General features: G+C 66.0%; 32 protein-coding genes and 2 pseudogenes. 28 read left to right on the top strand and 6 right to left on the bottom strand.

What is annotated here, in order from left to right:
- Nucleotides 1-24 precede the first annotated feature (24 nt).
- From V8689_RS09710 to V8689_RS09700, 3 genes are all read left to right on the top strand, one after another.
- Nucleotides 25-762: a hypothetical protein gene (locus V8689_RS09710; RefSeq protein ID WP_003116829.1), complete on the top strand. Its 738-nt coding sequence runs from the start codon at nt 25-27 to the stop codon at nt 760-762.
- Between the two features lie 97 nt (nt 763-859).
- Nucleotides 860-1138 carry a hypothetical protein gene (locus V8689_RS09705; RefSeq protein WP_003116828.1) on the top strand — a complete coding sequence of 93 codons (279 nt, stop codon included), beginning with the start codon at nt 860-862 and terminating at the stop codon, nt 1136-1138.
- Between the two features lie 288 nt (nt 1139-1426).
- Nucleotides 1427-2251, top strand: a complete 825-nt coding sequence (locus tag V8689_RS09700; RefSeq protein ID WP_003098941.1) for a hypothetical protein — start codon at nt 1427-1429, stop codon at nt 2249-2251.
- 261 nt (nt 2252-2512) lie between these two features.
- On the opposite strand, the gene merR is transcribed toward V8689_RS09700, so the two are convergent.
- Nucleotides 2513-2920: an Hg(II)-responsive transcriptional regulator gene (merR, locus tag V8689_RS09695; RefSeq protein WP_003098939.1), complete on the bottom strand. Its 408-nt coding sequence runs from the start codon at nt 2918-2920 to the stop codon at nt 2513-2515.
- A 71-nt stretch (nt 2921-2991) separates the two neighbouring features.
- Here merR and merT point away from each other — a divergent pair, with 71 nt between their 5' ends.
- The 18 genes and pseudogenes from merT to V8689_RS09605 all read left to right on the top strand — a co-directional run bounded on the left by merT (nt 2992) and on the right by V8689_RS09605 (nt 16551).
- Nucleotides 2992-3342 carry a mercuric ion transporter MerT gene (gene merT, locus V8689_RS09690; protein ID WP_011804695.1) on the top strand — a complete coding sequence of 117 codons (351 nt, stop codon included), beginning with the start codon at nt 2992-2994 and terminating at the stop codon, nt 3340-3342.
- A gap of 12 nt (nt 3343-3354) precedes the next feature.
- Nucleotides 3355-3642 (top strand): mercury resistance system periplasmic binding protein MerP, encoded by a 288-nt coding sequence (gene merP, locus V8689_RS09685; RefSeq protein ID WP_003116826.1) that lies wholly within the window; start codon nt 3355-3357, stop codon nt 3640-3642.
- A gap of 10 nt (nt 3643-3652) precedes the next feature.
- Nucleotides 3653-5341, top strand: a complete 1689-nt coding sequence (gene merA / locus V8689_RS09680; RefSeq protein WP_003098932.1) for a mercury(II) reductase — start codon at nt 3653-3655, stop codon at nt 5339-5341.
- 18 nt (nt 5342-5359) lie between these two features.
- The gene (locus tag V8689_RS09675) at nt 5360-5875 is read left to right on the top strand and encodes a Tn3 family transposase (RefSeq protein WP_003098931.1); all 516 of its coding nucleotides are present in this window, start codon (nt 5360-5362) and stop codon (nt 5873-5875) included.
- A pseudogene (locus tag V8689_RS09670) lies at nt 5839-6357 on the top strand (Tn3 family transposase); the annotation flags it as partial. The gene V8689_RS09675 and the pseudogene V8689_RS09670, both read left to right, overlap by 37 nt.
- 45 nt (nt 6358-6402) lie before the next feature.
- A complete protein-coding gene (locus tag V8689_RS09665) occupies nt 6403-6687 on the top strand; it encodes a DUF3085 domain-containing protein (protein ID WP_031629745.1) in 285 nt (94 codons plus the stop codon).
- 141 nt (nt 6688-6828) lie between these two features.
- Nucleotides 6829-7279, top strand: a pseudogene (locus V8689_RS09660) (XF1762 family protein).
- A gap of 310 nt (nt 7280-7589) precedes the next feature.
- Nucleotides 7590-8495 (top strand): DUF3577 domain-containing protein, encoded by a 906-nt coding sequence (locus V8689_RS09655; RefSeq protein WP_003098919.1) that lies wholly within the window; start codon nt 7590-7592, stop codon nt 8493-8495.
- A 145-nt stretch (nt 8496-8640) separates the two neighbouring features.
- The gene (locus V8689_RS09650) at nt 8641-9468 is read left to right on the top strand and encodes a DUF932 domain-containing protein (protein WP_013391792.1); all 828 of its coding nucleotides are present in this window, start codon (nt 8641-8643) and stop codon (nt 9466-9468) included.
- A 94-nt stretch (nt 9469-9562) separates the two neighbouring features.
- Entirely contained in the window at nt 9563-10252 is a 690-nt protein-coding gene (locus V8689_RS09645; RefSeq protein WP_003116823.1) for a DUF3275 family protein, read from the top strand.
- A 94-nt stretch (nt 10253-10346) separates the two neighbouring features.
- The gene (locus V8689_RS09640; protein ID WP_003116822.1) at nt 10347-10688 is read left to right on the top strand and encodes a hypothetical protein; all 342 of its coding nucleotides are present in this window, start codon (nt 10347-10349) and stop codon (nt 10686-10688) included.
- A 104-nt stretch (nt 10689-10792) separates the two neighbouring features.
- Nucleotides 10793-11200, top strand: coding sequence for a hypothetical protein (locus V8689_RS09635; protein ID WP_003116821.1), 408 nt, complete (start codon nt 10793-10795; stop codon nt 11198-11200).
- Between the two features lie 16 nt (nt 11201-11216).
- On the top strand, nt 11217-11477 hold the full coding sequence (locus tag V8689_RS09630) for a hypothetical protein (protein ID WP_003090124.1): 261 nt from the start codon (nt 11217-11219) through the stop codon (nt 11475-11477).
- A 76-nt stretch (nt 11478-11553) separates the two neighbouring features.
- On the top strand, nt 11554-12201 hold the full coding sequence (locus V8689_RS09625; RefSeq protein WP_042178598.1) for a hypothetical protein: 648 nt from the start codon (nt 11554-11556) through the stop codon (nt 12199-12201).
- Between the two features lie 64 nt (nt 12202-12265).
- Nucleotides 12266-13375, top strand: coding sequence for a DUF6094 domain-containing protein (locus V8689_RS09620; protein WP_003116819.1), 1110 nt, complete (start codon nt 12266-12268; stop codon nt 13373-13375).
- A gap of 50 nt (nt 13376-13425) precedes the next feature.
- Nucleotides 13426-13746 carry a hypothetical protein gene (locus V8689_RS09615; protein ID WP_003116818.1) on the top strand — a complete coding sequence of 107 codons (321 nt, stop codon included), beginning with the start codon at nt 13426-13428 and terminating at the stop codon, nt 13744-13746.
- 83 nt (nt 13747-13829) lie between these two features.
- On the top strand, nt 13830-14135 hold the full coding sequence (locus tag V8689_RS09610; RefSeq protein ID WP_003116817.1) for a hypothetical protein: 306 nt from the start codon (nt 13830-13832) through the stop codon (nt 14133-14135).
- 136 nt (nt 14136-14271) lie between these two features.
- Nucleotides 14272-16551 (top strand): helicase-related protein, encoded by a 2280-nt coding sequence (locus V8689_RS09605; protein ID WP_013391793.1) that lies wholly within the window; start codon nt 14272-14274, stop codon nt 16549-16551.
- 59 nt (nt 16552-16610) lie between these two features.
- Here the strand turns inward: V8689_RS09605 and arsH are convergent, their stop codons facing one another.
- The 5 genes from arsH to V8689_RS09580 are packed head-to-tail and all read right to left on the bottom strand — an operon-like array spanning nt 16611 to nt 19669.
- Complete coding sequence (gene arsH / locus V8689_RS09600; RefSeq protein ID WP_013391794.1) at nt 16611-17333, bottom strand: arsenical resistance protein ArsH; 723 nt, start codon at nt 17331-17333, stop codon at nt 16611-16613.
- Nucleotides 17326-17748 carry an arsenate reductase (glutaredoxin) gene (arsC, locus tag V8689_RS09595; protein ID WP_013391795.1) on the bottom strand — a complete coding sequence of 141 codons (423 nt, stop codon included), beginning with the start codon at nt 17746-17748 and terminating at the stop codon, nt 17326-17328. Before arsC ends, arsH begins: the two co-directional genes overlap by 8 nt.
- Before the next feature lie 16 nt (nt 17749-17764).
- On the bottom strand, nt 17765-18796 hold the full coding sequence (arsB, locus tag V8689_RS09590) for an ACR3 family arsenite efflux transporter (protein WP_425483440.1): 1032 nt from the start codon (nt 18794-18796) through the stop codon (nt 17765-17767).
- A gap of 55 nt (nt 18797-18851) precedes the next feature.
- A complete protein-coding gene (locus tag V8689_RS09585; protein WP_016445104.1) occupies nt 18852-19382 on the bottom strand; it encodes an arsenate reductase ArsC in 531 nt (176 codons plus the stop codon).
- Nucleotides 19349-19669, bottom strand: coding sequence for an ArsR/SmtB family transcription factor (locus V8689_RS09580; RefSeq protein ID WP_016445103.1), 321 nt, complete (start codon nt 19667-19669; stop codon nt 19349-19351). Before V8689_RS09580 ends, V8689_RS09585 begins: the two co-directional genes overlap by 34 nt.
- A 168-nt stretch (nt 19670-19837) precedes the next feature.
- On the opposite strand from V8689_RS09580, the gene V8689_RS09575 reads away from it, so the two are divergent.
- Genes V8689_RS09575 through V8689_RS09545 form a run of 7 tightly spaced genes read left to right on the top strand, consistent with a single transcriptional unit; the run spans nt 19838 to nt 25855 of the window.
- Nucleotides 19838-20404: a PilL N-terminal domain-containing protein gene (locus V8689_RS09575; RefSeq protein ID WP_013391799.1), complete on the top strand. Its 567-nt coding sequence runs from the start codon at nt 19838-19840 to the stop codon at nt 20402-20404.
- Complete coding sequence (locus V8689_RS09570; RefSeq protein WP_042178590.1) at nt 20401-21045, top strand: hypothetical protein; 645 nt, start codon at nt 20401-20403, stop codon at nt 21043-21045. Before V8689_RS09575 ends, V8689_RS09570 begins: the two co-directional genes overlap by 4 nt.
- Before the next feature lie 12 nt (nt 21046-21057).
- Nucleotides 21058-21795, top strand: coding sequence for a TIGR03759 family integrating conjugative element protein (locus tag V8689_RS09565; RefSeq protein WP_042178587.1), 738 nt, complete (start codon nt 21058-21060; stop codon nt 21793-21795).
- The gene (locus V8689_RS09560) at nt 21777-22367 is read left to right on the top strand and encodes a transglycosylase SLT domain-containing protein (protein WP_003109780.1); all 591 of its coding nucleotides are present in this window, start codon (nt 21777-21779) and stop codon (nt 22365-22367) included. The genes V8689_RS09565 and V8689_RS09560 overlap by 19 nt, the downstream gene beginning before the upstream one ends.
- Nucleotides 22364-22912: an integrating conjugative element protein gene (locus V8689_RS09555; RefSeq protein WP_003109779.1), complete on the top strand. Its 549-nt coding sequence runs from the start codon at nt 22364-22366 to the stop codon at nt 22910-22912. The genes V8689_RS09560 and V8689_RS09555 overlap by 4 nt, the downstream gene beginning before the upstream one ends.
- Nucleotides 22913-22916: 4 nt before the next feature.
- Nucleotides 22917-25109, top strand: a complete 2193-nt coding sequence (gene traD / locus V8689_RS09550; RefSeq protein WP_042178583.1) for a type IV conjugative transfer system coupling protein TraD — start codon at nt 22917-22919, stop codon at nt 25107-25109.
- Entirely contained in the window at nt 25106-25855 is a 750-nt protein-coding gene (locus tag V8689_RS09545) for a TIGR03747 family integrating conjugative element membrane protein (RefSeq protein ID WP_042178580.1), read from the top strand. The genes traD and V8689_RS09545 overlap by 4 nt, the downstream gene beginning before the upstream one ends.
- Nucleotides 25856-25865 lie beyond the last annotated feature (10 nt).

Genomic DNA, 25865 nt, shown 5'->3' with positions numbered 1-25865 from the left:
TCATTATTCTGTTGGAGAAATCCCATGTCCCAGAATCCCAATCCCTTTCTACGCGGCTACTGGAATCTGAAAATCGTCCGCACGCTGTCCATCAGCTACGAGGACGGAAGCCCGCATGTCTGGCGAAACATCCACCCGAGCCAGCAGCACCTCTGCGACGCGGCGCTGGTTTCTTCTCCTTGCATCATCACCAGCGACTTCGCGGTGGTCAGGACTGGCACCGAACCTGTCGGCGCCGCACTGATCGCCGAATGCGACGCGGCTGAAGGGGGCAGCGGCGAAGGCATGGTGGGTGCCGTGGTGTACGCGATCCACGGCGACGACTTCGACGGCCGCCCCGTCCACATTGGCGACACCTATTCGGCCGAGGCCGCACGGGAAGTCGTGCAGCGGTTGAGCTTCGAGACCGGCTACTACAGCCGGTGCTGGGAAATCAGCAGCGCGCACATCAGCCGCGAAACCGGCCAGTACCTGGCCAACCTGGCTGACCTCGCGACGCCGGAGGCCTTTTTGTTCATCGCGTTCCGGATTCCCTACAGCCCGGCGATCGGCGTCAAGCTGATCTCCACGCCCTGGACGGACCAGCACCTGCAGGACGTCGAGGGGATCGCCGCCGAGCAGCTTCGGCAGGAGCACCGCAGCAAGGGCATGCCGGACGAGCTGGCACAGATCCTTGAACTGGCCGGCCAGGCCGACGTGCGCATCCTCATCCTCGATGCCGACGCACCCGTGTTGCCGGGCCTATCGCTGGCCGGCGAATAGCTGCCACACACATCCCCGGCCTTCCTTGTCCTCACCGCATGCCGGCCCGGTCTCCCGCCAGAGAGCCGGGCCGGCGCACTTTCACAGGAGCGATCCCATGTTCCCCGACCTCATCACACCCGCATCCGACTTCGAGCACCAACTCGGAGCCTGCGTCAACGCCATGAGCCAGGAAGATGCCATCGGCCAGATCCTGGTATTCGAGCGCATGAGCGGCACGCTGCACATGCGCCATATCGCCAGCGCCGACCTGGTGGACACCGACGTGGACGACTACGAAATGGTCGTCTTCGACGGTGGCAACACAAGCGGCGACACGTGGAAACACGTGTTCTTTCCGCGTCAGCGCGAGCACTACTTCGTGTACCAAGCCTGATTCCTCCAGCCCCTTTCGAGGGGCTTTTTCTTGCCCGCAGCACAGGAAAACGGTTGTGGTGCGGTGCCGTTTCCTGCGGGCAGGCAGACCGCCCCAGGGCCATGCTTGCCCCATGTTCGTCGGCGTTGCCGGCACATGCCCAGGCAGTCGAGACCTTCGAGGCTGCAAGCGCGGGAAACCGTGCTGGTCGTTTCTTCCTACGGACCTACCGCGTCCATCCACGCCACCCACAAGGGACCTCTCCCTTGCGGGCGGGGAATCCCTTGTTTTTCCTCAAGGAGTTTCCCCATGGATCGTTCCCTCATCAAATCCATGATGCCTTCGCTGGTCGCAGGCCATGTGCCCCGCAACGTGCGGTCGTTCAAGTACCGCGTGTTCGATGATCAGCCGCTGTCCTCAACGCTGGGCTTCGCCATCGACCCCCAACCCTTCGACGGCAAGGTGGTCGCCGCGACCGACGATGCCATCGTCGTCAAGCTCAAGCCTTCCGAGTTCGCGGTGCTCGATCCCAGCCTGGTGACCACGGTTCCTGCCGAAGGCGCCAAGGTGCATGTCCAACCCTATGCCCGTCGTCGCTTCGACGGACTGCGCGCGGACACGCCGGAGGTCATCACCGAGGAGACTTCGGACGGCACGCCGTACACCATCACGAGGCACATCCTCGGCTCGGCGCCGGCCAAGCTGCCCATTCCCACGCCGCAGTGCATGGAGTTGGGCCAGCTCATCGAGCAGTTGGAGGAGATGCCGGCCCCCGATCGCTTCCGGCGCATCACCCACATGCTGGTGGATGCCGGTGCCCGCGACTTCACCTGGGTCGATCCCACGCCCTCCAAGATCATCGAGACCCCGCCGGCGATCAGCTTCACGGTCTCGACCGCGAAGTTCGAGGGCCGGGTGACGATCCTCTACGACCGCGGCGGAGACACCTACGTGGTGGAACTGCACCGTCAGAACGGTGAATCGGTCGAACTGGTCGATCGGCACGACGAGGTGTATTTCGACATGCTCGGCGAAGTGCTGGAGAGGCTCATCGACGACGGGCGCTGGCGCCAGATCGACGTGAGCATCCTCGACGCGAAAGCGGCCCGCAAGCGCCAGGCCGTCCCGGCATGACGCCCCGCAGCGAAACCGGGCGGTCCTGCGGCTGACCCGAGGCATCCGCCACGGCGTTCCAGCCGTTCCGGCCGCGTGCACTACAGGCCCTTCATCCCATCGGATGGAGGCCTTTCTCATTCTTCCACACAGGAGATTTCATCCATGTCACTGCGATTCAAAGGCGCTGACCTGCGCCCCGTGCTGACCGAAGCCATCGCCAATCAGGGGTCGTCTCAGAAAACGGAAAAAAATCGTACGCTAAGAGCCGAAGTGGGCCCTTTAGCAGCAATGCAAAGCTGCGATCAACGGGCAGGAAACATTGCCATGGTGCGCGTTGCACTCTCTCACTAGCGTCGACAGGGCCTCTTCCATCCGCGTGAGGTCCGCCATGCGTGCGCGCACATCGGCCAGCCGGTGAGCAGCCAGTTCGGCCGCCTCGCTGCAATGGGTGCCGTCCTCCAGTTTCAGGAGCTGGCCGACTTCATCCAGGCTGAATCCCAGGCGCTGGGCTGACTTCACGAACTTCACCCGCGCCACGTCCGCCTGCCCGTAGCGGCGGATGCGACCGTAGGGCCGCTCCGGCTGGGGTAGCAAGCCCTTGAGCTGATAGAAGCGGATCGTCTCCACGTTGACCCGGGCTGCCTTGGCGAAGGCCCCGATGGTCAGATTCTCTTGAGCGTTCTCCATGGCGCTTGACTCCGTAGTTGACTACGGAAGTAACGTTACAGCATCAAGCGAAGTCCCGGAAGGAGAACCTTATGTCGGAACCCAAGAACGGCCGCGGCGCACTGGCGACCGGCGGCGTCGCGGCCGTCCTCGCCTCGGCCTGCTGCCTCGGCCCCCTTGTCCTGGTCGCGCTCGGCTTCTCTGGCGCGTGGATCGGCAACCTGACCGTGCTGGAGCCGTATCGGCCGATCTTCATCGGCGCAGCGCTCATCGCGCTGTTCTTCGCCTGGCGCAGCATCTTCCGACCAGCCCATGCCTGCAAGCCCGGCGACGTTTGCGCCGTGCCCCAAGTGCGGACTGCCTACAAGGTGATCTTCTGGATCGTGGCCGCCCTGGTTCTGGTTGCCCTCGCGTTTCCCTACGTCCTGCCGCTGTTCTACTGAAAGGAGATCACCATGAAGAAACTCACCACCCTCACCACCCTCATCGCCCTGGCCGCCGCTCTAAGCGCGCCCGCCTGGGCTGCCACCAAGACCGTCACCCTGTCGGTGCCCGGCATGACCTGCGCCGCGTGCCCGATCACGGTCAAGACGGCTCTGTCCAAGGTCGCCGGCGTCGAGAAGGCCGAAGTCAGCTTCGAGAAGCGGGAGGCCGTCGTCACCTTCGACGAGGCCAAGACCAATGCCGACGCCTTGACCAAGGCCACCGCAAACGCGGGTTACCCGTCCAGCGTCAAGCAGTGAGGGCGTAATCATGGCCGAGGCGATCACCCTCCACATCGAAGGCATGACCTGCACGTCGTGCGCCGAGCACGTCCAGCAGGCTTTGACGAACGTGCCCGGCGTGCGCGCGGCCTCGGTGTCCTATCCGCAGCGGCAGGCCGAAATCGAGGCGGATGCAGGCGTGAGCGTGGCCCCGCTGGTTGCCGCAGTGGCCACGCTCGGCTATCGCGCACGGCTTACCGACACGCCGAACAAGCCTGCCGGCCTGCTAGACAAGGCGCTGGGCTGGCTCGGTGGCGAAACGAAGCATGTTGGCGGTGAACAAGCGCTGCACGTGGCTGTGATAGGCAGCGGCGGCGCGGCGATGGCGGCTGCCTTGAAGGCCGTGGAGCAAGGCGCCCGCGTCACGCTGATCGAGCGCGGCACCATCGGCGGCACCTGCGTCAATGTCGGCTGCGTGCCGTCCAAGATCATGATCCGCGCCGCGCACATCGTCCACCTGCGCCGCGAAAGCCCGTTCGATGCTGGCCTGCCGGCCGCAGCGCCCGCTGTACTGCGCGAGCGGCTGCTGGCCCAGCAACAAGGCCGCGTCGAGGAGCTGCGCCATGCCAAGTACGAAGGCATCCTGGCAAGCACTCCGGCCATCACCGTGCTGCGCGGCGAGGCCCGGTTCAGGGACACGCGCACGCTGACCGTGGCGACCGCTGACGGCGGCACGCACGAGGTGAACTTCGACCGCTGCCTGATTGCCACCGGCGCGAGCCCGGCGCTTCCGCCAATCCCGGGCCTTGCGGACACACCCCACTGGACCTCCACCGAGGCGCTGGAAAGCAGCTCGCTCCCCGAGCGGCTGGCCGTGATTGGTTCCTCCGTGGTGGCGGTCGAGTTGGCGCAAGCCTTCGCCCGGCTGGGCAGCCAGGTCACGATCCTGGCGCGCAGCACGCTGTTCTTCCGAGAAGACCCGGCCATCGGGGAAGCCGTAACAGACGCCTTCCGCGCCGAGGGCATCGAGGTGCTGGACCACACCCAGGCGAGCCACGTTGCCTATGCGGGCGGGGAATTCGTGCTCACCACCGGGCAGGGGGAAGTGCGCGCCGACAAGCTGCTGGTCGCCACCGGTCGCGCGCCGAACACGCGCAGCCTGAACCTTGAAGCGGCAGGCGTCGAAGTCAATGCGCAGGGAGCCATCGTCATCGACCGCGCCATGCGCACGAGCGCACCGCACATCTTTGCTGCCGGCGACTGCACCGACCAGCCGCAGTTCGTCTATGTGGCGGCGGCGGCCGGCACGCGCGCCGCGATCAACATGACCGGCGGCGACGCGGCGCTGGACCTGACGGCGATGCCGGCGGTGGTGTTCACCGATCCGCAGGTGGCGACCGTGGGCTACAGCGAGGCGGAAGCGCACCACGACGGCATCGAGACCGACAGCCGGCTGCTGACGCTCGACAACGTGCCGAGGGCGCTCGCCAACTTCGACACGCGCGGCTTCATCAAGCTGGTGGCGGAAGCTGGCTCAGGGCGGCTGATCGGCGTACAGGCGGTCGCGCCGGAAGCGGGCGAACTGATCCAGACGGCCGCGCTGGCGATCCGCCACCGGATGACCGTGCAGGAGCTGGCCGACCAGTTGTTCCCCTACCTGACCATGGTCGAGGGACTGAAGCTCGCGGCGCAGACCTTCAACAAGGACGTGAAGCAACTGTCCTGTTGCGCCGGATGAGGAAAAGGGAGGTGTTCGATGAACGCCTACAGCCGCGCCAACCGCCGCATCTACGCGGCCTTGTCCGATCCCCTGTCGGCCACCCACCGGCACCGCCTCGACGATCTGCTCAAGCGCCACGACAACGGCAAGACGACCTGGCTGGCCTGGCTGCGCCAGTCGCCCGTCAAGCCGAACTCGCGCCACATACTCGAACACATCGAGCGCCTCAAAGCCTGGCAGGCGCTCGACCTGCCTTCCGGCATCGAGCGGTCGGTGCACCAGAACCGCCTGCTCAAGATCGCCCGCGAAGGCGGCCAGATGACGCCCGCCGATCTGGCCAAGTTCGAGGCACAGCGCCGCTACGCGACCCTGGTGCGCTCGCCATCGAGGGCATGGCCACCGTCACCGACGAAATCATCGACCTGCACGACCGCATCCTGGGCAAGCTGTTCAACGCTGCCAAGCACAAGCATCAGCAGCAGTTCCAGGCGTCCGGCAAGGCGATCAACGCCAAGGTGCGGCTGGCCACCTCGATCAAGCAGGGCACGGTGACGGCCTCGCTGATGCTCAGGAAACTCGGCAGCTACCCGCGCCAGAACGGCCTGGCCGTGGCGCTGCGCGAGCTGGGCCGCATCGAGCGAACGCTGTTCATCCTGGACTGGCTGCAAAGCGTCGAGCTGCGCCGCCGCGTGCATGCCGGACTGAACAAGGGCGAAGCCCGCAACGCGCTAGCCCGCGCCGTGTTCTTCAACCGGCTGGGCGAAATCCGCGACCGCAGTTTCGAGCAGCAGCGCTACCGGGCCAGCGGCCTCAACCTGGTGACGGCGGCCATAGTGTTGTGGAACACGGTCTATCTGGAACGGGCCTCAAACGCCTTACGCGGTCACGGCCAGACTGTCGATGACGCCCTGTTGCAGTACCTGTCGCCGCTGGGCTGGGAGCACATCAACCTGACCGGCGATTACCTCTGGCGCAGCAGCGCCAAGATCGGCGCGGGCAAGTTCAGGCCGCTACGACCGCTGCAACCGGCTTAGCGTACGATTTTTTCCGTTTTCTGAGACGTCCCCAATCAGTGCCGCATTGTCCTGGTCAAGGATCAGGGCGTGTACTTCCTCGCCGAGCGTGGGGAGCGTCGCCCGGATGGGCGCCAGGCACTGCTCGCCTACGCCGTCGGATGCAACCCGGACACCGACCCGTTCGATGACTGGTGGCACCTCGCCGGCCGCGAGCTGGGCGGCGATGACTTCGCGGAGTATTTCGACCCGAAGGACGGCCTGTTCACGCGCCTCCAGCACTCGGCGGACGATCTCGTGCTTTCCGCCACCGCCACGCACCTGTCCTTAGCAGTGGTGCCTCCCGCCTGACGCGGCAACCGCCTCGCAGCCCCCGCATCGGGGGCCTTCTTTTGTTCGCACCGCCGCCATCGCCGCGCGTGCGCGTTTGTCTCCAGCCGCCGAGGCACGCCCCGCCGGCCACAACGCCGGCATGCCACCGGAGACAACCGCATGAACACGCCATCGACCTCGCCGAGGCTGCACCTCCTACCGGTGTCGCTGCGCACGGCCAATGCATTCGTTCTGTCGCACCATCGCCACCACCGCCCGGTCCAGGGCGCGAAGTTCGCCCTGGCCGTCACGCTGAGCGACAGCGACCTGATCCACGGCGTGGCCATTGTCGGCCGCCCGGTCGCGCGGCACCTGGACGCTGGAAGTCACGCGGCTGTGCACCGACGGCACACCCAGCGCCTGCAGCAAGCTCTACGGCGCGGCCTGGCAGGCGGCAAGGGCGCTGGGCTACATACGCCTGCTCACCTACACCATGCCCGACGAAGGTGGCGCCAGCCTGCGCGCCGCCGGCTGGCGGCTGATCGGCGCGCGCGGTGGCGGCGCCTGGAGCCGTCCCGGCCGTCCGCGCGCCGATACCCCCGAGCACCTGCGCGGCGCCAAGTGCCTGTGACAGGCGCCGGGTGGCGCGGACAAAGGGAAGCGCCCGGGTGCCGATTGATTGCTGCCGCGCGCGCGAGGCCCCGCCATGCTGGCCCCATGCCTGCTGACGTCGTCAGCGACATGCCAGGCAACCATCGGTCTTCGAGGTTGCGGCGCAGTTCCCACTGCGTGACCGAGCCAGCTCGCACCGCATCCTTCCGCGAGCGGCCACCAGCCTCTGGTGGCGGATGCTTTCGCCTTATCAACCCACCGCGGGGTCACGCACCTTCCCCGCATGCGTGGGCCGGTGTGTCTCCGCTTCATCCCAATGGAGATTCACCATGAACACCACGTCCAACGAGAAATCGTATTTCGACCTCCACACCTCGGGCATCGGCTACATCCAGCGTGTCCGTGAAGTGCCCGTCCGGGGCGGCCGCCGTGCGCAGCCTTTCCTGGCATGCACCATCGCCGCGCTGGTCGGCCCCGCCCGGGACCCCAGCTACCGCTACTTCGACGTCAAGGTCTCGGGTGCCGAGGCCAAGAAGCTCGTTCAGCGCTACATCGGCGTTGACGATCCCAAGCAGCGCCCGCTGGTGCGCTTTCGCCTCGGTGACCTGTGGGGCGATGTGTACATCCGCGACAAGGGTGAGCAGAAGGGTCAGGCCGCCGCGTCCCTCAAGGCGCGACTGCTCAAGGCCGAACTGATCGACCGGGCCGAACTGGCTTCGATCGAGCAGCACGAGTTGATCACCCGCGGCATCGGCTATCTCAATCGTGTGAAGGACGTCACCCCAAAAGCTGGCGACTCGTTCCTCTCTTGCACCGTCGCGGCACTGGCCGGGCCTGTCGATGAACCGGAGTATCGGTACTTCGACACCATCGTCGCCACCCCGGAAGCCGAGCACCTGGTTCGCCGGTGCGTTCAGGCCATCGAGGGTGACCGCAAGGTGCTGATCGCCTTCCGTCTGAACGACATGAAGATCGATCCGTACATCCGCACCAAGGGTGAGCACGCCGGGGAACCGGCCGCCAGCCTGGAATCGACGCTGGTCCACATCGGTCTCATCAAGATCGACGGCACCCAGGTCTATCCGACGAGCCAGGCGCAAGCCGAGGCGCCGCCGGCCGAAGACGCATCCGCGTCCGAAGCCGACGATGCCATCGACACGGCCACCGAGCCCGCCGAGCGCGAGCCCGAGGCGCAAGTCCAGGAGCAGGAGCCGGCATTGGCTGCTTCGTTCTGATCCGGCACGGCCTCTCACGGGGCCTTGTCGCTTTTCCTCCCCACGTACGCCGCGTCCCCAGGACGCGTGCTTGCGCATTTCATCCCCCGAGTTCCGCGTGGTCTCACGGCCACGCGGTTGTCGAATTTCTCAAAGGAGATCAGCCATGTCTCTGGTATCCCGCTTTGCTCCGCAATCCCCGATCCTGCGCTCTGATCGCCCACTCTCGGACGACCGCATTCGTGCCGTCGTTCCGTCGATCTTCGCCGACGCTCCACATGGGAGCCGGTCCGATCGGTATGCCTACATACCGACCTCGACCGTGCTGACCAAGCTGCGCCAGGAGGGCTTCGAGCCCTTCATGGTGTGTCAGACGCGCGTGCGCAACGAAGACCGGCGCGAGTACACGAAGCACCTCATCCGACTTCGCCATGCAAGCCAGATCAACGGCGACGAGGCGAACGAGATCATCCTGCTCAACAGCCATGACGGCACGAGCAGCTATCAGATGCTCGCCGGCATGTTCCGGTTCGTCTGCCACAACGGCCTGGTTTGCGGTGACACCACCGCAGACATCCGCGTTCCCCACAAGGGCGACGTGGCCAGCCAGGTGATCGAAGGTGCCTACGGAGTCCTCGAAGGTTTCGAGCGCGTGCAGAACGCGCGCGATGCGATGCGCACCATCACCCTCGATGAGGGCGAAGCGGAGGTCTTTGCGAACTCTGCGCTCGCACTCAAGTACGACGATCCGGCCAAGTCCACGCCTGTCACCGAGAGCCAACTGCTGGCCCCTCGGCGATGGGACGACCGCAAGAACGACCTGTGGGCCGTCTTCAACCGCGTCCAGGAGAACCTAGTCAAAGGGGGCCTGAACGGACGCACGGCCAACGGCCGCAATCAGCGCACCCGTCCGGTGCAAGGCATCGACCAGAACCTGCGCCTGAACCGGGCGTTGTGGCTGCTGGCCGAAGGCATGCGCCAGCTCAAGGCGTGATGCCACGCGGACCTCGCCCACCTCGGGCGAGGCCATTTCCTCTCATCCACCGGGTGCCGTCGGCGGCCCGTCATTCATCATCAGGAGAACCATCATGGCAACCCCATCGGCTTCCGAGAAATCTGTTGCGCCCATCGTCGTCCCCGGCCAGCTCACGCTGCGTACCATCCGCGGCAAGAACGGCCCGTTCACGGTTGGCCGCCTCGCGACGCACCTCGGTACTTTCGAGGTCAAAGACCCGGAGCTGGAGCAGTACCCCGAAGGCAAGTACGACGGGGAATTCATCATCAGGTACATCTTCCCGAAGTCCTATCCGGTCGGCGGCGGCATGCGGTTCGAGATCCGTGCCAGCCTCGACGGCATGACGCTCAACGGCATCGACAAACTCAGCCGCGACGAAGCCCGCAGCTTCGCCACCCAGGACGTCGATCCGCTCGATGAAGAGCAAGGGGCGCAGCCTGCGGCAACGCCGGCCAAGCCCACCAAAGCGTCCAGGCCCGCCAAGCCCGCACCCGTGCAGGCGTCCGCGGACCCGCTGGTCGATACCACGCCCTTCGGCGTGGATGCGCCACCGCCTGCTACGGCCGCTGCCCCCGGCAGCACCGAAGACGGTGACGCCGCGCTCTTCGGCCTGCTGTGGCCGCTGGGCGAGTCCGTGAAACTGGATTCGACCATCGACCGCCGCACCCTGCGCGCGCAGATCGCCCGCCTGGGCGAGCTGGGCTACGCGCTGGACTTCAAGACGCAGGAGTGGAGCCGCCAGGCCGAACCAAAACCTGCGTGATCGCAGACGCCGCATGCGCGGTGTTCTTCATCCACCCGCCGGGGTTCCTTTCCCATGCGGGGGAGGCCCTGGCCATTTTCTGGAGGTCTCCATCATGTCCACCATCGCTTGCGATACCCCGCGTTCAACGCTGGATGAACCCGCGTGGCGGGACCTTTGCAAAGCGGCCGCCGCACACGCCCAGCGCGGTTGCGGCTTGTCCTACGACCACTACGTGACGCTCTTCAGTTCGGCGATCGACGCACAGGCCAATCGTTTGCCGGATGAGCAACGTGCTCAGGCTCTCGAAATCGCGGCCCAGGAATGGGACTACGCAACACCTGCCGAACGGCAGGAAACCCAGGACTGGAATGCGGAGCATGGCTATTGCTCGCACGGGATCGAGTTCGGCTACTGCCCGGCCGGTTGTGATCGAGACGATGACGACTGGGATTGAGGGCGACGCATAGGTTCCTTCGCCGCAGATGCGGCATTCCATCACCCGCTGGGGGTTCTTCCCCACGGGGAGGCCTTCAGCTCAACTTTTCGAGGAGGCCTCTCATGGGCTGGTATTTCTCAAACCAATCGCGGTCCGAACTGATCGCGGAACTGATCGCACCGCAAGAGACCGAGCGCGCCAGCGTCAAGGTCATCGCTCACACCCTGCGCGGCAACGTGCTGTGGTCCGTCGCCGAAGTGACCGCCAAGGTCGAAGGCGTGCATCGTGATCTCGCACCGGGCCAGTCCCTGCGCTACATCCGCTGCGATCTGCTTGAACGAAGCGGCGGCCAGTGGGGCTACAAGTCCTTGGACGAGTCCATGCACCCGTACTACTACACGTGCCCGCTGTCCTATCTGGACCTCGCACCGGAGCAGTCCGCCGACTGGCGTGCAGGCGTTCGCGCCTACCACGCCCGGCGGCGCACACCCACGGCATCCGCGGCATCCGCCGCGGCGTCGATGGCCTGAGCCAGGAGGAACCGACATGGACCCGATCCTGGCAACGCTTCCGCCCTCGTTGCTGGCACTCGTTGAAGGGAGTTTGTCCAACGACGAAGTGTCCTCCGACGAGGAAATGCTGGCGTACTTCATCGACAACGGCCTCACCGAGGACCAGGCACGGCAGGCACTGACCTACCGCGACCAGTACCTCAACAACATCTACCTGGAAGGCTTCACGCCGATCACTTCGGCGGACGAGCCGCTTCACTTCAACCCGCACACCCGGCAGTTCGAGCCGGACTGAGCGGTTTTCTTCCACCCCCTGGGGCAGTACTTGCCCCAGCGGGCGGTGCTGTTCCCGTTCATCCGAGGACACCACCATGCCCGCAAACACTTCTTCCACGCTGTACCGCATCGACGAATGCCCGGACGTGATGGCCGACGCCTGCGTCGGCGATGACCAGGGCAACCTGATCTTCCTGTCCATCTGGGCGCGGGACACCGCCGTCCAGCAGTTCCTCGCTCGCCTGACCCTCGGGCGCGACGAGCAGGGACTGGACCAGTTCCACGTCATCACCGACCAGGGCGGCAGCGTCCCGGTATTCATCGGCAACGTCGATCGCCTGGAAAAGCGCATCACGCGCGCGTACCGGCGGACGCTGTTCGGCTCGCTGTCCAACGTGTGGCTGTTCGACCGGCGCTGCGTCAAGCCCGACAAGGCCAACGCCAGCGCATTGGCACTGCTGCCACACGACAGCGCCCACAGGCTTGACCGCCTGTGGATGCTGGTGCGGGACACCTGCCCGTTGCCGCTGCTCGATCACTGGCGCGAGACCGTGCTGGAACTGCTGGAAACCCGCGAGATGCTGGCCCGCCTTCCGTTCGCCCTCGGGCCGCTGGAAGGCCATCGGCTCGCCATCGACGTGCCGGCGCTGACCCTGGCGCTCGGCTCCCTGATCCGCAGCGACGCGCTCACCGCCTATCCGTATCCGGCCAAGATTTGGACGCCGGAAGCGGTAGCGGCTTGACCCACCCTCGGAGGCACGCCTTGGCGTACTTCCGTGTTTCATCCCCGCCAACCAGGAGACTTCCATGGCCCTCATGTTCCCGCGGCTCGCCCGCAATTTCGTCAAGAACGGATATTTCCCGACCGACGAACCCACGCTCGAAAGAGCGCTCAACGCACTGATGCCCAGCGACGGGCCGATGTGCATCCTCGATCCCTGCGCCGGCGAAGGCGTGGCGATCGCCGAAGCCGCCCATGCCCTCGGGCGCGAGCAGGCAAAGGCGTTCGCCGTCGAGTTCGACGCGGAGCGGGCGCGCCATGCCCGCGGCCTGGTCGATCACTGCCTGCACGCGGACCTGATGGACACGATGGTCTCCAAGCAGTCCTTCGGGCTGCTCTGGCTCAACCCGCCGTATGGGGACCTGTCCAAGGACGTCAACGGCAACATCGGCTATCAGGGCCAGGGCCGTGCCCGCCTTGAAAAGCTGTTCTACCAGCGCACGCTCTCGCTGCTGCAATACGGCGGCGTGCTGGTTTTCATCGTCCCCGGCTACGTGCTCGACGCGGAGTTGGTCGGCTGGCTGACGCGCCACTACACGGACCTGCGCATCTACCGAGCGGTGGAGACGCAGTTCAAGCAGGTGGTGATCTTCGGACGCCGGGTGCGCCAGCGCGAGCAGGTGCCCGATGGCGTCAAGGCCGTGCGCAATCTGCTGTTGCAGGTAGGGCAAGGCGAAGTCGAAGCCGAGGAACTGCCGAGCGAGTGGCCGTTCCTGCCGTACATCGTCCCCGCCAGCCCGGCCGAGCCAGAGCATTTCTTCCGCGTGACGATGGAGCCCGAGCAGTTCGCCGATGAGGTTGGCAGGCTGCAAGGCTTGTGGCCATCGCAGGACACGCACCTGGGGGCTGCGCAGCAATCGCTGCGTCCACCGGCGCGGGCCTTGTCCCGCTGGCATCTCGCCCTGGCTCTGGCCGCGGGTGCGATCTCGGGGGTTGTGCGCTCCAAGACCGGGCGCGTGCTCGTCGTCAAAGGTGACACCCACAAGGACAAGACGCTCCAGCGGGAGTTCACCGAACGCGAAGACGGCTCCATCGCCGAGACCCGCATCCTCACCGACAAGTTCGTTCCCGTCATCCGCGCGTGGGACATGACACCTGGCTCCGCGACACGGGGCGAGGTGTTGACCATTCGCTGATCCACCGGACGCGCTGCCGTCCTGCTGTACCAACTCGAAGGAGAAACACCATGATCCCCAATCCGTTCAAGCGGCCTGCGCCGCACAAGCAACCGTTGTTCGCACCGAGTACGTTGAAGTTGAGCGAGAAGGTGCATTGGCTGGCCCGGCGAGGCCTGATCGACCCCTTGGCCTATGTCCAGCGCCATGTGCGCGGGGACTGGGGCGAGATCGATGAGGCCACACGCCAAGCCAACGACGTGGCGATCCAACAGGACAACCTAATGATCTCGCAGTTCAGGATCACGCCGGACCTGGCGCTGATCGTCAAGACCAGCGAGGACCACCAGACCACGGTGGTCCAGCTTCCCGAAGAGCGGGACCTGATCTGAGGCCCCACATCCTCATCCACCTGACGGAGCCACTTCACTCCGGCAGGGGTGTCGTGGCTCAATGACTCATCAAGGAGGAGCCCATGGCATCGCATCGCATCGAAACCTACTGCCAGCGGCTGGCGTTCCCCATCGGGGCGCTCATCTTCAGCAGAGGTGTTGACCGCCTGGTCCGCGCGGGTCGCCTGGACCCGATCCCGTACTTCAGGCGCCACACCCGTGGCGACTGGGGCGACGTCAACATCCAGCAATGGCAGACGAACAGCAGCGCGCTTCAATCGGGCGCGTCGCTGGAATCGCACTACGTGATCCATCCGGGGCTCGCCATTCGCATCGTCACCGATTCGCAGCGCTGCGCAACCGTCATCGTGCTTCCGTCCGAAGACTGAGCACGGTTCACCTGCGGGCCGCCCAGGCCAGCACCTTCAACCACCCTCAGCCACGCGTCGATTCTCTTCCCACCACGGGGCATGCCATTGCCCCGCTGGGGGTGGTGCATGCCCCATTTTTCTTTGGAGCATCACCATGTCCCTCGATCTCGAAACCACTGCCGCTGAATCCGCGCCCGTACAGGGCGAACTGCTCGACGCGGAATCTTCCCCTCTGACCCTGAGCCTTCAGGATTTTGTCGGCGAGTTCGGCGACGAACTACTCGACGCCCTCAACAGCGCTAATCCGCCGGTCTATACCGGCCAACCGCAGGCGCACCGGCAACTGGTGGTCGCCAGCCTCAAGCGCAAGCTGTTCCCAGCCCAGGCCGAAGTCGTCCACGCCGCCGCCGAGCTGCTGATCGACCGTGGCGAACGTGCTGCGATCGTCAATGGCGAGATGGGCTGCGGCAAGACGACCGTCGGCATTGCCACGGCCGCCGTGCTCAACGCCGAAGGCTATCGCCGCACTCTGGTGCTGTCGCCGCCCCACCTGGTTTACAAGTGGCGGCGCGAGATCCAGGAGACGGTGGCCGGTGCCAAGGTGTGGGTACTCAACGGGCCGGATACGCTCGTCAAGCTCATCAAGCTGCGCGAGCAGTTGGGCGTGCAGCCCACGGGCCAGGAGTTCTTCGTCCTGGGGCGCGTCAGGATGCGGATGGGCTTTCACTGGAAGCCTGTCTTCACCACGCGGCGCACCCGCCACGGCGACGTGGCGGCCTGCCCGGACTGCGGCACGGTCATCACCGACCTCGACGGCGAGCCGGTCAACCCGATCGCGCTCCAAGCCGAGGAGTGCCGCAGGAAGTGCGGCCACTGCGCCGCGCCCCTGTGGACACTGATCCGCCCGCGCAGTCTGTCCGGCAGCGACCAGTCCTCGGCCGTGCTCAAAGCCTTAAAGCGCATACCGACCATCGGAGAGGTCACCGCGCAGAAGCTGATGCAGAAGTTCGGTGACGGGTTCCTGGCGTCGATGCTCGGCGACAACATCCATGAGTTCATCAACCTCATGGATGGCAACGGCGAGCTGGTGTTTTCCGACCGTCAGGCCACGCGCATGGAACGTGCGATGGCCAACATGGAGTTCGGCTTTGGCGAGGGCGGCTATCAGCCGTCCGAGTTCATCAAACGCTACCTGCCGCAAGGCACGTTCGACCTGCTCATCGCCGATGAGGCACATGAGTACAAGAACGGGGGCAGTGCCCAGGGCCAGGCCATGGGCGTGCTGGCGGCGAAGGCTCGCAAGACCTTGCTGCTGACCGGCACGTTGATGGGCGGCTACGGGGACGACCTGTTCCACCTGCTGTTCCGAGCCCTTCCGGGGCGGATGATCGAAGACGGCTACCGCCCGACCACGAGCGGCAGCATGACCTCGGCTGCGATGGCGTTCATGCGCGATCACGGGGTGTTGAAGGACATCTACTCCGAGAGCACCGGCACGGCGCACAAGACGGCCAAGGGCACCAAGGTATCGGTGCGCACGGTCAAGGCCCCGGGGTTTGGCCCCAAGGGCGTGCTGCGCTGCATCCTGCCGTTCACGATCTTTCTCAAGCTCAAGGACATCGGTGGCAACGTCCTGCCGCCGTATGACGAGGAGTTCCGTGAAGTCGCGATGGACACGGCGCAAGCCGCGGCCTACCGCGATCTGGCGGGTCGGCTGACCGCGGAGCTGAAACAGGCTCTGGCGCGACGCGATACGACCTTGCTGGGTGTGGTCCTCAACGTGCTGCTGGCCTGGCCGGATTGCTGCTTCCGGTCGGAGACCGTGGTGCATCCGCGCACGCGCAACACCTTGGCGTTTGTCCCGGCTCAGTTCAACGAGTTCGAGATCAGCCCCAAGGAGCGTGAGCTGATCGACATCTGCAAAGCGGAGAAGGCGCAGGGCCGCAAGGTTCTGGCCTACACGGTCTATACCGGCACGCGGGACACCACGTCGCGCCTGAAGGTGCTGCTGGAGCAAGAAGGCTTCAAGGTGGCGGTGCTGCGCGCAAGCGTGGATGCCAGCCGCCGCGAAGACTGGATCGCTGAGCAACTGGATCGTGGCATCGACGTGCTCATCACCAATCCCGAGCTGGTCAAGACGGGATTGGACTTGCTGGAGTTTCCGACGATCGTGTTCATGCAGTCGGGCTACAACGTGTACTCGCTCCAGCAGGCGGCACGCCGCTCCTGGCGCATCGGGCAGAAGTTGCCGGTGCGCGTGATCTACCTCGGCTACGCCGGTTCTTCGCAGATGACCTGCCTGGAACTGATGGCCAAGAAGATCATGGTCTCGCAGTCCACCTCGGGCGACGTGCCCGAATCGGGGCTGGATGTCCTGAACCAGGATGGTGATTCCGTCGAGGTCGCACTGGCCCGGCAACTGGTCGCCGCCTGAACTTCACGCAATGCCGACGACCGAGAGGTCGTCGGCTCTTTTTTCAGCGCCTCGCAGCGTCAAATTGCACCTTGCCGTACACGCCTGGACAGTGATTCAGCGCTTTCCTTGCGCTCGCTGTAACGATCCACCAGATACGGCGCCACGTCGCGCGTGAGCAGCGTGAACTTCATCAGTTCTTCCATCACGTCCACCACGCGGTCGTAGTAGGCCGAGGGCTTCATGCGTCCGGCCTCGTCGAACTCCTGGTACGCCTTGGCGACCGAGGACTGGTTCGGGATGGTCAGCATCCGCATCCAGCGGCCCAGCACGCGCATCTGGTTGACGGCGTTGAACGACTGCGAGCCGCCCGATACCTGCATCACCGCCAGCGTCTTGCCCTGGGTCGGGCGCACCGCGCCGACCGACAGCGGAATCCAGTCGATTTGGGTCTTCATCAGGCCGGTCATCGCGCCGTGGCGCTCCGGCGAACTCCACACCATGCCCTCGGCCCATTGCACCAGTTCGTGCAGTTCCTTGACCTTCGGGTGATCGGCCGGCGCATCGTCCACCAGAGGCAGCCCGGACGGATTGAACAATCGGGTCTCGCCGCCCAGCGCCCGCAAGATGCGTGCGGCTTCTTCGGCTGCGAGGCGGCTGAACGAGCGTTCGCGCAGCGAACCATAGAGCAGCAGGAAGCGCGGCGCGTGCGTGGCCCGTGCCGGCGCGAACAGATGTTCGGTGTCCGGTTGCTGGAACAGCGCCGTGTCGATGTTCGGCAGGTCGAGACGAGATTCAGACACGGCGGCCGTCCTGATCGACCACCGGCTCGCCGTCTTCCTTGTTGAACGCGCCGCGCTGCGGCTGCGGCAGCAGGTCGAGCACGGCTTCCGAAGGCCGGCACAGGCGCGTGCCTAGCGGCGTGACCACGATAGGCCGGTTGATGAGGATGGGATGCTGGAGCATGAAGCCGATCAGGTCGTCGTCGCTCCACTTCGGGTTGCCCAGGTCGAGGTCGGCATAGGGCGTGCCTTTCTCGCGCAGCACGTCTCGCACCGGCACGCCCATCGCCGCGATCAGCGCCTGGAGCGTGTCGCGGTCGGGCGGCGTTTTCAGGTACTCGATGATGGTCGGTTCCTCGCCGCTGTTGCGGATCAGGCCCAGCACGTTGCGCGAGGTGCCGCAGGCTGGGTTGTGGTAGATCGTGATGGTGCTCATGGATGCCTCTTGGAGGTTACGAAGTGGTCGCGCGGCGTTCGTACCAGCCGCGTGAGCGATTGACCACGCGCACCACCAGCAGCATGACCGGCACCTCGATGAGCACGCCGACCACTGTTGCGAGTGCTGCGCCGGAATGGAAGCCGAACAGGCTGATGGCGGCGGCCACGGCCAGCTCGAAGAAGTTGCTGGCACCAATCAACGCGGATGGCCCAGCGACGCAGTGCTTTTCGCCCACCTGGCGGTTGAGCCAGTACGCCAGACCGGAATTGAAGAACACCTGGATCAGGATCGGCACCGCCAGCATGGCGATCACCAGCGGCTGCCGGATGATGGCCTCGCCCTGGAAGGCGAACAGCAGCACCAGCGTCAGCAACAGCGCGGCGATGGACAATGGGCCGATGCGTTCCAGTGCCCTGTCGAACACGGCCTGCCCCTTGCGCAGCAGCGCCCGGCGCCAGAGCTGGGCCAGGATGACCGGAATGACGATGTACAAACCCACCGACACCAGCAAGGTGTCCCACGGCACCGTGATCGACGACAGGCCCAGCAGCAGGCCGACGATGGGTGCGAAGGCGAACACCATGATGGTGTCGTTCAAGGCCACTTGCGACAGCGTAAATACCGGATCACCGCCAGTCAGCCGACTCCAAACGAAAACCATTGCGGTACACGGTGCAGCAGCCAGCAGGATCAGGCCGGCGATATAGCTGTCGAGCTGATCGGCGGGCAGCCAGTCGGCAAAGACGTGGCGGATGAAGATCCACGCCAGCAACGCCATTGAGAACGGCTTGACGGCCCAATTGATGAACAGCGTGACCCCCATGCCCCGCCAATGCTGGCGCACCTGGCCAAGCGCGGCGAAGTCCACCTTCAGCAGCATGGGGATGATCATTACCCAGATCAGCAGGCCGACCGGCAGGTTGACCTTGGCAATCTCCATGCGGCCGATGGCCTGGAATGCGGCGGGCGCGAACTGGCCCAGAGCGATCCCCGCGATGATGCACACCGCCACCCATAGCGTCAGGTAACGCTCAAAGCCGCTCATGGCGGAGTTTGCTGGCGCGGGGCCGGCAGTATCGGTTGCGCTCATCGGGCGGGCCTCACTGGCGGCCGATGTCGCGCAGTTCACGCTGCAACGACATGGCATCGAGACTCTTGATCGGAAGCGACAGGAACAACTCGATACGTCGGCGCAGCGTCATGGCGGTATCGAAGAACGCCTTGCTTTGTCGTTCCAGGGTGCCTTCCACGGCTGCCGGGTCAGGCACGCCCCAATGCGCCGACACCGGCTTGCCCGGCCACAGCGGACACGCCTCGCCGGCTGCGTTGTCGCAGACGGTGAAGATGAAATCGAACACCGGCGCATCGGGCTTCACGAACTCGTCCCAGCTCTTGCTGCGGTAGCCCGTTGTCGGAAGGTGCAGCCGCTCCAGCGTGGCGAGTGCCAGCGGGTGAACTTCGCCTTTCGGATGGCTACCTGCCGACCAGGCGTGAAACCGCCCTTGGCCCATGTCGTTGAGGATGCCTTCGGCGAGGATGGAGCGGGCCGAATTGCCCGTACAGATGAACAAGGCGTTGTAAGTGGTATCGGTCATGGTCAGCAGCAGGTCTTGGATGGAGAAACCTCGCATACGCCACCTTGGCAGCAATGCTCGGTCAGGTAACCGATCAGACCGTCCATGCGGCCGTACTCGGCGCGATAAATCAGGTTGCGGCCCTGCTGCTCGATGCTGACGAGGCCAGCATGGGCCAGTTCCTTCAAGTGGAAGGACAAGGTGTTGCGGGCCACGTCGAGCTGGTCAGCTAGCGTGCTCGGCGTCAGTCCGCCCGGGCCAGCAACGACCAAGGCGCGGAACACGCGCAGGCGCTGGGTGTGAGCCAGGGCGTTTAAGGCGGAAATGGCTTGATCCTCTTTCATGATTCGATAATACAACATTTATAGAATTAATGTGCAAACCACAGTTGGATTTGCGGGTTGCGCTATGTGTTGGACTGCAAAAGCGGGCACCCCCCAGTTCGCATTCCTGACTGACCGCGCAGCCGCGCGCAGCCAAGGTATCGGCATCGCAACAGAAGAGCCGATGCCATGCCTGCAATCCATGTATCCCGGTGTCTGGTCGGTACCAGCCTCCTGGCCGCAGCCTTGGCCAGCGGCTGCGCGACCACGCCACCGCCGCTGGCCGCCAGCACCGTCGAGGACGTCCCACCCGCGCCCGAGGCTGCACCGCCCGAGTTCATTCCCGTCGTGCGCTATGGCCGCTACACCCTGGTGGAGCTGGCGCCGATGGCGGCGCAGCGCGATCTGCTGGTGCAGACCATCGACGTGTCCATGCCCGAGGAGGTCCGCGCCACGGTCGGCGACGGGCTGCGGCATGTGCTCAAACGCAGCGGCTACCAGCTTTGCGAGACCCCGCATGCGGTGATCGAGCTGTACGCGCTGCCGCTGCCGGCGGCGCACTTGCATCTCGGCCCCATGACCTTGCGCGATGCACTGCTCACCCTGGCCGGTCCGGCTTGGGAACTGCACGCCGATGACCGGACGCGGCAGGTCTGCTTCGAGCGGCCTGGTCGCGACACCGGTGCCGAGCCGGTGTCCGAGCCGCCTGCTGCCGAGGCCGTGCAGACGTTCCCCTTTGCGGGAGGCCAGCCATGAACGCGGCACAGCCGCTCCGGCGCCCGACCGCCGCCGTGGTGTTGCAAAGCCTGCTCTGGCTTTGGCTGCTGGGTCTCAGTGTCTTCGCGATCCTGGGCCACCAGACGATGACCGATCAGGCCGACCAGCAGCAGCTCGATGTCCGGTTGCAGCGCCTCGAAGCCCAGGTGACCGGGCTGGCCGAGACCACGCGGGCCTTGCAGCAGCAGCCCGCAGCCGCCACCGCCGCAGGCCTGCAAGACGCTCGGCAGGCAATGGAGGCGCGCATCGTTCAAGCCGAACAGGCGCTGGGTGGCTATGCCACCGCCGAGGACGTTCAGGCGCTGCGTACCGAAGTCGAGCAGATCAAGGTGCGCCAAGCGACTGCGCGTGCAGCGGCGCCTACCCAGCGGCGCACCCCGAGCCAACCGGCCACCGCCAAGTCCGAACCGCCGCCGCTGCCATTTCGCGTCGTCGGCGCCGAACTGCGCGCCGGCCAGCGCAGCGTGTCCGTCGCGCCGAGCATCGGGGACTTCACGCCCGCCCAACTTCAGGTGCTGCTGCCCGGGGATGCGGTCGGCCCGTGGCGCCTGCAGGCGATCGAGGGCAACACCGCAGTGTTCCAGGCCGGCAACCAGACCCGCCGCGTGGCGATTCCCTGACCGGAGCACCCCATGAAGCCGTCGATCCTCCTTTTCGCGGTCCTGGTGGCGTCGTCGCAATGGCCCGCCTGGGCGCAGCAGCCCGCAACGACCTCGGCGCGCAACGCACAGAGCCAGGAGCGCCCGCTGGCCGCCCGCGTGCTGGACGACCGGGTGGCAACCGAATGGGGCTTGCAGCCACAAGAATGGGCACGCTACCGCGAGCTGATGGATGGGCCGCTGGGTATCTACTCGCCCAACCTGGACCCGCTGTCCGCCCTGGGCATCGAAGCTCGCACGGACGAAGAACGGCGCCGCTATGCGGAACTGCAGGTGCAGGTGGAAGCGCGCCGCGTCGAGAAGCTGCTCGCCTACCAGCGCGCCTACGACGAGGCCTGGCAGCGCCTGAATCCGGGGATGCAGCGCGTGAACCTGCCCGACGACAAGCCGGGCGCCGGCACATCCAGCAGTCCCTTGCGCGGCAGCGGCCGCATGGCGGTGTTCGTCAAGGACGGCTGCGCAGCCTGCGGACAGCTCGTGCAGCGCCTGCAATCCTCGGGCGCGGAGTTCGACCTGTACATGGTGGGCAGCCGCCAGGATGACGCGCGCATCCGCGACTGGGCCAAGCGCGCGCAGATCGACCCGGCGCGCGTGCGCGCCGGCAGCATCACGCTCAACCACGACGGCGGCCGCTGGCTGTCACTGGGCCTGCCCGGCGATCTGCCCGCCGCCGTGCGCGAAGTGAACGGCCAATGGCAGCGCCAGCCGTAGCCATGCCCCTGCGCGCACTGGTGCTCACTGCGGGCCTGTATGCCGTTGCCGCCCTGGCCCAGGAGGTTCCGCCACCGGCTTACCAGCTTGCCGCCCAGCGCGCAGGCATCCCCTCGACCGTGCTCTACGCCGTGGCCTTGCAGGAGAGCGGCATCCGGCGCAACGGGCGCCTGGTGCCGTGGCCGTGGTCCCTCAACGTCGCCGGCCAGTCGCGCCGCTTCGCCACGCGCGCCGACGCCTGCGCTGGCCTGCAGCAGGCGATGCGCGCCACGCCGCACACGCGCATTGATGCGGGCCTGGGCCAGATCAACCTCGGCTACCACAAGCACCGCTTTACCGGCGCGTGCGACCTGCTGGATCCGTATCGCAACCTGGCCGTTGCCGCCGAGATCCTGAAGGAGCAGCACACCCCCGGCGAGGACTGGCTGCTGGCGATCGGCCGCTACCACCGCCCCGCAGGCGGCGAGCCCGCCGCCCGCTATCGGCGCAGCGTGTCGCGCCACCTTGCCCGCGTGCAGGGCACGCGACCAGCCGCCGCGGTCCTCGCGGCGCGCCAGGAGACCTCCCCATGACGAAACCCCATCCCGCCCATCTCGCGTTCACGGGCCTACTCATGCTGCTGTCAGGCCTGCCGCTGGCCTCGCGTGCCGGCGAGCCACTGATCGTTGTCGAGGACCGTGGCGGCACGTCGGCATTGCCGTACTACGAAGCCCTGAATCTCCAGCCGCGCGCCAACGCACCGGCGCGGCCGTCCATCCCGACGCCCCAGGTTCCTGCCACACGGGCGGACGAAGCCGCGATGCTGCCGGTGCGCAGCGCCAAGCTCACGCCTGGCACCGTGGCGCGGCGTGTGATTGAAGCGCCCGGCCTGCGGCCGTTCGTGGTCATCGGCGACGACGAGGCTTCCCGGGCCTGGTTGCAGCGCCGCGCCGCCGCTTTGCGCGAACGTGGCGCGGTCGGCCTGGTCGTCAACGTCGAGACCGCGCAGGGCCTGGCGCGGCTGCGCGCCCTGGTGCCGGGCGTGCCGCTCGCGCCCGTGGCCGGCGACGACCTGGCCGATCGCCTGGGCCTGCGGCACTACCCGGCGCTGATCACGGCCACCGGCATCGAGCAATGAAGCCATGTCGGGCAAACAGCCGGTCGAGGTTCTGCTACGCCCAGCGGTGGAGCTATACACCGTCGCGGCGTGTGCAGGCGCCGCGTTTCTGTGCCTGGTGGCCCCATGGTCGGTCGCGCTGAGCCCGGCCATGGGCATCGGCAGCGCCTTGGCGTTCGGCGCCTACGGCGCGATCCGCTACCGCGATGCCCGCATCATCCTGCGCTACCGGCGCAACATCCGCCGTCTGCCGCGTTACGTGATGACCAGCAAGGACGTGCCGGTCAGCCAGCAGCGCCTATTCGTGGGGCGCGGCTTTCTCTGGGAGCAGAAGCACACGCATCGGCTGATGCAGACGTACCGGCCCGAGTTCCGCCGCTACGTCGAGCCGACGCCGGCCTACCGGCTGACCAGGCGCCTGGAGGAACGGCTGGAGTTCGCGCCATTGCCGCTCTCGCGCCTGCCGAAGCTCACCGGCTGGGACGCGCCTTTCAACCCCGTGCGCCCGTTGCCGCCTGTCGGCGGCCTGCCAAGGCTGCACGGCATCGAGCCCGACGAAGTGGACGTCAGCCTGCCGCTGGGCGAGCGCGTCGGGCACTCGCTGGTGCTGGGCACCACGCGGGTGGGCAAGACGCGCCTGGCCGAGTTGTTCGTCACGCAGGACATCCGCCGCAGGAATGCTGCCGGCGAGCATGAGGTCGTCATCGTCATCGACCCCAAGGGGGATGCCGATCTCTTGAAACGGATGTACGTCGAAGCCCAGCGCGCTGGCCGCGAAGGCGAGTTCTACATCTTCCACTTGGGCTGGCCGGAAATCAGCGCCCGCTACAACGCCGTGGGCCGCTTCGGTCGGATCTCGGAAGTGGCGACACGCATCGCGGGGCAGCTCTCCGGCGAAGGCAACAGCGCGGCGTTCCGCGAGTTCGCATGGCGCTTCGTGAACATCATCGCCCGCGCCCTGGTGGAACTGGGGCAGCGCCCGGACTACATGCTGATCCAGCGCCACGTCATCAACATCGACGCGCTGTTCATTGAGTACGCCCAGCACTACTTTGCCAAGACGGAGCCCAAGGCCTGGGAGGTGATCGTCCAGATCGAGGCCAAGCTCAACGAGAAGAGCATCCCAAGGAACATGATCGGGCGCGAGAAGCGTGTGGTGGCGCTGGAGCAATACCTCTCCCAGGCGCGCAACTACGACCCTGTGCTCGATGGCCTGCGCTCGGCGGTGCGCTACGACAAGACCTACTTCGACAAGATCGTTGCATCGCTGCTGCCGCTGCTGGAAAAGCTCACGAGCGGCAAGATCGCCCAGCTCCTGGCGCCGAACTACTCCGACCTGGCCGACCCGCGCCCGATCTTCGACTGGATGCAGGTCATCCGAAAGCGGGCCATCGTCTATGTGGGTCTGGATGCGTTGTCTGACGCCGAGGTCGCCGCAGCGGTCGGCAATTCGATGTTCTCTGACCTGGTTTCGGTGGCCGGACACATCTACAAGCACGGAATCGACGATGGCCTGCCCGGCGCAGTGGCTGGCGCTCGCGTGCCGATCAACGTGCACGCGGACGAATTCAATGAACTGATGGGCGATGAATTCATCCCGCTCATCAACAAGGGCGGCGGTGCCGGCCTGCAAGTCACGGCGTACACGCAGACGCTCTCGGACATCGAGGCCCGCATCGGAAATCGCGCGAAGGCCGGCCAAGTGATCGGGAATTTCAACAATTTATTCATGTTGCGCGTGCGCGAGACGGCCACCGCGGAACTGCTGACGAGGCAGTTGCCGAAGGTCGAGGTCTATACAACCACCATCGTCTCGGGCGCGACGGACAGCTCAGACATCCGCGGCGCGACGGATTTCACGTCGAACACCCAGGACCGCATCAGCATGGCCAGCGTGCCGATGATCGAGCCGTCACACGTCGTCGGCCTGCCCAAGGGCCAGTGCTTCGCGCTGCTGCAGGGCGGCCAGCTCTGGAAGGTGCGTATGCCGCTGCCGGCGCCGGACCCGGATGAAGTGATGCCGGCGGACCTGCAGCAACTGGCCGGGTACATGCGCCAGAGCTACAGCGAGGCCACGCAGTGGTGGGAGTTCACCAGCTCGTCGGCCTTGCAGGATGCGGCCTTGCCCGACGACCTGCTGGACGATGCCGCTGCGGCCGAGCCCGGCGCGGTGGCCACCGGCGCCGACGATGGCGCGGGCAACGAGGCCGTGCCATGAAGGATGCCGCCTCGACCGCGCAGCGGGAGCAGAACCATCGCCAAGGCTTGATCGTCGGCACCATCACCTTACCGTTCCGGCTGCTCGGGGTGCTCATTGGCTCGCTGCTGTTTTCGATCGTGGTGGAGTGCGCCGGCATGCACATGTTCTGGAAGGACCAGGGCTGGCGCCACTCCCAGCAGATGCTGCGGTACGAACTCGGGCACCTGTCCAACCACTTCACGCGCAGCGTGGTGGTACAGGAGCCCGGGCGCACGGCGCACGAGTTGGTGGATACCGGGTACGAGTGGGTGTTCGTGCGCTCGGGGTTGCTGGAGCGCATGAGCCAGACCGCCGAGCGCGTCCGCGCGCCCAGCCACGGGCAGAGCCGCAACTTCCGCTACTACATCAGCCAAGTCTATGTCTGGGCCGAAAGCTACCTGATCGCTGCGGCCTTCACGACGCTCACCTTCCTGGTGCGCCTGCTGGTCCTGGTGCTCACGCTGCCGCTGATCCTCACGGCGGCATTCGTCGGCCTGATTGACGGCCTGGTGCGACGGGATGTGCGCCGGTTCGGCGCGGGCCGCGAATCCGGCTTCATCTACCACCGCGCGAAGGCCAGCCTGATGCCGTTGGCCGTGCTGCCTTGGGTCACCTATCTCGCTCTGCCCATATCGGTGCATCCTCTGGTCATCCTGCTGCCCAGCGCGGCGTTGCTGGGGATGGCAGTCAGCCTGACCGCAGGCAGCTTCAAGAAGTACTTATGAGGTGACACGG

The sequence above is a fragment of the Pseudomonas sp. AK181 genome, assembly GCF_051122975.1.
In the GTDB taxonomy this organism is placed as follows: Bacteria; Pseudomonadota; Gammaproteobacteria; order Pseudomonadales; family Pseudomonadaceae; genus Aquipseudomonas; species Aquipseudomonas lactis.
The sequence above is the reverse complement of the archived record's forward strand: the minus strand, read 5'-3'. Positions and strand labels throughout refer to the sequence as shown.

Excerpts from the sequence above, each read along its gene's own strand:
- V8689_RS09710 (WP_003116829.1), top strand. The coding sequence starts at position 25 with ATGTCCCAGAATCCCAATCCCTTTCTACGCGGCTACTGGAATCTGAAA.
- V8689_RS09705 (WP_003116828.1), top strand. The coding sequence starts at position 860 with ATGTTCCCCGACCTCATCACACCCGCATCCGACTTCGAGCACCAACTC.
- V8689_RS09700 (WP_003098941.1), top strand. The coding sequence starts at position 1,427 with ATGGATCGTTCCCTCATCAAATCCATGATGCCTTCGCTGGTCGCAGGC.
- merR (WP_003098939.1), bottom strand. The coding sequence starts at position 2,920 with ATGGAGAACGCTCAAGAGAATCTGACCATCGGGGCCTTCGCCAAGGCA.
- merT (WP_011804695.1), top strand. The coding sequence starts at position 2,992 with ATGTCGGAACCCAAGAACGGCCGCGGCGCACTGGCGACCGGCGGCGTC.
- merP (WP_003116826.1), top strand. The coding sequence starts at position 3,355 with ATGAAGAAACTCACCACCCTCACCACCCTCATCGCCCTGGCCGCCGCT.
- merA (WP_003098932.1), top strand. The coding sequence starts at position 3,653 with ATGGCCGAGGCGATCACCCTCCACATCGAAGGCATGACCTGCACGTCG.
- V8689_RS09675 (WP_003098931.1), top strand. The coding sequence starts at position 5,360 with ATGAACGCCTACAGCCGCGCCAACCGCCGCATCTACGCGGCCTTGTCC.
- V8689_RS09655 (WP_003098919.1), top strand. The coding sequence starts at position 7,590 with ATGAACACCACGTCCAACGAGAAATCGTATTTCGACCTCCACACCTCG.
- V8689_RS09650 (WP_013391792.1), top strand. The coding sequence starts at position 8,641 with ATGTCTCTGGTATCCCGCTTTGCTCCGCAATCCCCGATCCTGCGCTCT.
- V8689_RS09645 (WP_003116823.1), top strand. The coding sequence starts at position 9,563 with ATGGCAACCCCATCGGCTTCCGAGAAATCTGTTGCGCCCATCGTCGTC.
- V8689_RS09640 (WP_003116822.1), top strand. The coding sequence starts at position 10,347 with ATGTCCACCATCGCTTGCGATACCCCGCGTTCAACGCTGGATGAACCC.
- V8689_RS09635 (WP_003116821.1), top strand. The coding sequence starts at position 10,793 with ATGGGCTGGTATTTCTCAAACCAATCGCGGTCCGAACTGATCGCGGAA.
- V8689_RS09630 (WP_003090124.1), top strand. The coding sequence starts at position 11,217 with ATGGACCCGATCCTGGCAACGCTTCCGCCCTCGTTGCTGGCACTCGTT.
- V8689_RS09625 (WP_042178598.1), top strand. The coding sequence starts at position 11,554 with ATGCCCGCAAACACTTCTTCCACGCTGTACCGCATCGACGAATGCCCG.
- V8689_RS09620 (WP_003116819.1), top strand. The coding sequence starts at position 12,266 with ATGGCCCTCATGTTCCCGCGGCTCGCCCGCAATTTCGTCAAGAACGGA.
- V8689_RS09615 (WP_003116818.1), top strand. The coding sequence starts at position 13,426 with ATGATCCCCAATCCGTTCAAGCGGCCTGCGCCGCACAAGCAACCGTTG.
- V8689_RS09610 (WP_003116817.1), top strand. The coding sequence starts at position 13,830 with ATGGCATCGCATCGCATCGAAACCTACTGCCAGCGGCTGGCGTTCCCC.
- V8689_RS09605 (WP_013391793.1), top strand. The coding sequence starts at position 14,272 with ATGTCCCTCGATCTCGAAACCACTGCCGCTGAATCCGCGCCCGTACAG.
- arsC (WP_013391795.1), bottom strand. The coding sequence starts at position 17,748 with ATGAGCACCATCACGATCTACCACAACCCAGCCTGCGGCACCTCGCGC.
- arsB (WP_425483440.1), bottom strand. The coding sequence starts at position 18,796 with ATGAGCGGCTTTGAGCGTTACCTGACGCTATGGGTGGCGGTGTGCATC.
- V8689_RS09585 (WP_016445104.1), bottom strand. The coding sequence starts at position 19,382 with ATGCGAGGTTTCTCCATCCAAGACCTGCTGCTGACCATGACCGATACC.
- V8689_RS09580 (WP_016445103.1), bottom strand. The coding sequence starts at position 19,669 with ATGAAAGAGGATCAAGCCATTTCCGCCTTAAACGCCCTGGCTCACACC.
- V8689_RS09575 (WP_013391799.1), top strand. The coding sequence starts at position 19,838 with ATGCCTGCAATCCATGTATCCCGGTGTCTGGTCGGTACCAGCCTCCTG.
- V8689_RS09570 (WP_042178590.1), top strand. The coding sequence starts at position 20,401 with ATGAACGCGGCACAGCCGCTCCGGCGCCCGACCGCCGCCGTGGTGTTG.
- V8689_RS09565 (WP_042178587.1), top strand. The coding sequence starts at position 21,058 with ATGAAGCCGTCGATCCTCCTTTTCGCGGTCCTGGTGGCGTCGTCGCAA.
- V8689_RS09560 (WP_003109780.1), top strand. The coding sequence starts at position 21,777 with ATGGCAGCGCCAGCCGTAGCCATGCCCCTGCGCGCACTGGTGCTCACT.
- V8689_RS09555 (WP_003109779.1), top strand. The coding sequence starts at position 22,364 with ATGACGAAACCCCATCCCGCCCATCTCGCGTTCACGGGCCTACTCATG.
- traD (WP_042178583.1), top strand. The coding sequence starts at position 22,917 with ATGTCGGGCAAACAGCCGGTCGAGGTTCTGCTACGCCCAGCGGTGGAG.
- V8689_RS09545 (WP_042178580.1), top strand. The coding sequence starts at position 25,106 with ATGAAGGATGCCGCCTCGACCGCGCAGCGGGAGCAGAACCATCGCCAA.